We start from the raw sequence: 3,033 nt of genomic DNA on the forward strand, positions 1-3,033 counted from the left end.
CGGACTTCGCGCTCTGAGCCCGACGGCCTTGAGACCCCTGCAGCTGGGACAGGACATACCCGTTCGGGACCGGGACAATCCGCCGGGACTCGCGGGGTTCTCCTGTCCCTCAGAGGATGGGGTGCTGTTCGGCAGCGTCTACTACGCCGAGGGGAAGGGCAACCCCACCATCCTCATCTGCCACGGATTCCCCGGACTGGAGAAAAACTGCGACCTGGCCCAGGCCCTGCGTCAGGCGGGATTCAATGTCGTCACCTTCTCCTATCGGGGCGCATGGGGCAGCCGCGGCGTCTTTACCTTCGCCGGAACGGCACGGGACGTCGCCAACGTGACGCGCCATGTGCTGCGCCGCAAGCTGCCCTTTCCGGAGCGGTTCGACGCCGATACCGTCATCCCCGTCGGCTTCAGCATGGGGGCCTTTTCCGCCCTGCGCGCGGCGGCCGCGTGCCCGGAGATTCGGAGCCTCGGCCTGATCGGGGTCTGGAATATCGGCCGGGACGCGGAGGCAAGCCGGACCGACCGTCCCCTCAAGGAGAGGCTCGACAGGCTTCTGGTCGGGGCCGGATGCCTGGAGGGCACGACCCGCGCTGCCCTATGGAATGAAATCTTATGGAGGACGGAGGAGTTCGACCTCCGCCGCGACGCCCTCTCCTGCGGGGGCAAACGCATCCTGCTGCTGGGTGCGGCGCAGGACGAGGCCGTGCCCGGCGATGTGCATCAGCGGCCCCTGGCGGACCTGCTGCGCAGGGTGGGAGCGGAGGTGACGGAGCGCCTCCTGCCCGGCGACCACTCCTTCTCCGCGCACCGCTGGGCTATGGTTGGAGCCGTCCTCGACTGGCTGGGGGCTTTGGGGTATTGAGCCCCTTACGTATAGACTGAAATCACTCCGGCGGCACGCCGGGGATATCGATCAGGGAGGACTGAAAATCGCTATGGAGACTTGGATCAAGGCGGACGACATCTGGTCGTTGTGGGCAATTATCGTCGGGTGGGCGGCCGTGAGCATTTACCTGGAGCAGAGGTACCACTGGGCCGCGAAGGTCAGCGGCGCGATCATCGCGCTGCTGGGAGCGCTGGTCCTGGCCAACCTGGGGGTCATCCCCACGGACAGCCCGGTCTACGACAGCATATGGGGCTACGTGGTGCTGCTGGCCGTCCCCATCATGCTCTTCAAGGCGAACCTGCGCAAGATCTGGCTGGAGAGCGGCAGGACATTTCTGGCGTTCCACATCGCGGCCATCGGAACCGTCGCCGGTACCGTCCTGGGCCTGCTTTTCTTCGGACGCTGGATGCCGGAGGCGCTTCAGGTCGGCGCCATGATTACGGGCAGCTACATCGGCGGCACGGTCAATTTCGTCGCCATGTCCTCCCAGTTCCAGGCCTCGCAAAACGTCATCAACGCCTCCATCGTCGCGGACAACCTGAACATGGCGCTTTACTTCTTCGTGCTCCTGGCCATTCCCAGCATCGCGTTCTTCCGCAGACACTACGCGCATCCCTATGAAAAGGGCGCCAACGAGGGGGTCGGGGAGGGCGAGAATCGCGCCGCAAGCTACTGGGGACGCAAGGAGATATCGCTTCTCGACATCGCAAAGGTCGTGGCCTCCGGCTTCATCCTGGTGGCGGTCTCCGTCAAGCTGGCGGACTGGATGGGAGCGCATCCCTCCCTGCCGACCGTCCTGCGGGGTATTCTGGGCAGCAAATATTTCGTCGTGACGACGCTGACGGTGCTCATCGTCACGCTGTTCCCCAAGTTCTTCGAGGAGGCCCGAGGCTCCCAGGAGATCGGGACCTTTCTTATCTACATCTTCCTGGTGGTGATCGGAACGCCCGCCTCCATCAAGGCCATCCTGTTCCAGAGCCCGATCATCCTGCTATTCTGCTCGTTCGCGGTCGTGGTCAACATGGCGGTGACGCTGCTGGTGGGCAAGCTGTTCGGCTTCAACCTGGAGGAGCTGCTCATCTCGTCCAACGCCACGATAGGCGGCCCGACGACCGCCGCGGCGATGGCCATCAGCAAAGGTTGGGACGACCTCGTCCTCCCGGCGATGCTCGTCGGCGTCTGGGGCTACGTCATCGGGAACTGGATCGCCATCGCCCTGGGGCAGGCCGTATTCCCCAGAATCCTTGGTCTGTGAGCCCTTCCGGGATGTCGGCATGAGAGCGACTCCGATCGAGCCCTCCCCCGTTGCGTTCACCTGGACCGGCTCGCGGTCCATCCCCATAGAGGAGTGCGGTGAGCCGCTGGTCCCCATCAGCTGCTGTCCGGAGCGCGTTCTTGTCCGGCCTCAGTATTATTTTCAGGGCCTAACCCACGCACTGCCGGAGATCTACCTCCGCGAGGGCGTATTCGAGCGTCTGCTGACGGCATCCCAGGCCCTGCCCTCCGGCCATCGGTTCGTCGTGCTGGATGGATGGCGTCCGCTCCCCCTGCAGCAATCGCTCTTCGACCGCTACAAGGACGAGCTGGCCCAGAAGCGGCCCGAACTGGATGAGGAAGCGCTGAGGGAGCTGGCGCGCCGCTTCGTCGCAGAGCCCAGGAGCGATCCGCGCTGCCCCTCCCCCCACAGTACGGGGGGCAGCGTCGATCTGACCGTGGCGGACGCCATGGGGCGCATCCTCCCCATGGGGTCGGAGTTCGACGAGACCTCGGATCGGTCGGAGACCCTGTATCTCGAATCCCGCACGGATGGGGACCTCTCCGAGGGGGAGCTCCGGGCACTCGGGAACCGCAGGCTTCTCTATCACGTCATGGTCTCCGCGGGGTTCACGAATTACCCCGACGAATGGTGGCACTTCGACTACGGCAACCAGAACTGGGCCCTGATGTCCGGCCGTAAAGCCGCCGTTTACGGCCGGGGTGTCCCCGCGCTGCGCTGGCTGTAAGTTCTTACATGACAAGAGGCGGGGGCGGGGGGGCCCCCCCCCCCCCCCGCCCCCGACACAACCCAAACCGGGAGGCGCGACCGAAAACATTGCCCCCCCGCATACCCGCGCGGCGGGCACGGGGGGCCCCCCCCCACACAACACGCA

The 3,033-nt window shown here is 65.3% G+C and carries 3 protein-coding genes; all 3 read left to right on the plus strand.

The features are described 5' to 3' along the window. A partial coding sequence (locus ABLA28_RS11180; protein ID WP_347713729.1) for an alpha/beta hydrolase occupies positions 1–859 on the plus strand: 859 nt, incomplete at its 5' end. Positions 860–932: 73 nt separating this feature from the next. Beyond that, entirely contained in the window at positions 933–2,138 is a 1,206-nt protein-coding gene (locus ABLA28_RS11185; protein ID WP_347713730.1) for a DUF819 family protein, read from the plus strand. 19 nt (positions 2,139–2,157) lie between these two features. Beyond that, positions 2,158–2,886: a M15 family metallopeptidase gene (locus ABLA28_RS11190; protein WP_347713731.1), complete on the plus strand. Its 729-nt coding sequence runs from the start codon at positions 2,158–2,160 to the stop codon at positions 2,884–2,886. The last annotated feature ends 147 nt before the right edge of the window (positions 2,887–3,033 follow it).

It is taken from the genome of uncultured Fretibacterium sp., assembly GCF_963544685.1.
In the GTDB taxonomy this organism is placed as follows: domain Bacteria; phylum Synergistota; class Synergistia; order Synergistales; family Aminobacteriaceae; genus CAJPSE01.